Source organism: Bifidobacterium sp. M0353 (assembly GCF_016100645.1).
GTDB lineage: Bacteria > Actinomycetota > Actinomycetes > Actinomycetales > Bifidobacteriaceae > Bombiscardovia > Bombiscardovia choladohabitans.
This window is the reverse complement of record NZ_JACFSB010000151.1, coordinates 1-272: the sequence shown is the minus strand read 5'-3', so window position 1 is coordinate 272 and position 272 is coordinate 1. Positions and strand designations below refer to the sequence as shown.

The following is a 272-nucleotide window of genomic DNA, read 5'->3' as shown; positions in this document are numbered from 1 at the left end:
AAGACGTGCTACCGGGTTAACTTCTGTTGTAGCTAAAACTTCAACTGGAGCAATTGATTATGTGCCAGTAGCAAGGGTAAATAATCTGGTGCAAACTGCAAAAATATTAAAAAAACGTGGCTATTGGCTTTTTGGTACTGATATGAAAGGTACAGATTATCGGCAGTGGGATAGTAATGGCAAAACTGTTTTGGTAATTGGCAATGAAGGTAAAGGAATTTCACGCCTTCTTAAAGAGCAGATGGACCAAATGCTGACATTGCCTATGGTCG

The 272-nt window shown here is 39.7% G+C and carries 1 protein-coding gene; it reads left to right on the top strand.

Annotation, left to right across the window (positions count from 1 at the left end; translation table 11 throughout):
- Positions 1-272: RNA methyltransferase (locus H3V04_RS09360; RefSeq protein WP_198188370.1), on the top strand; the 272-nt coding region annotated here is incomplete at both ends.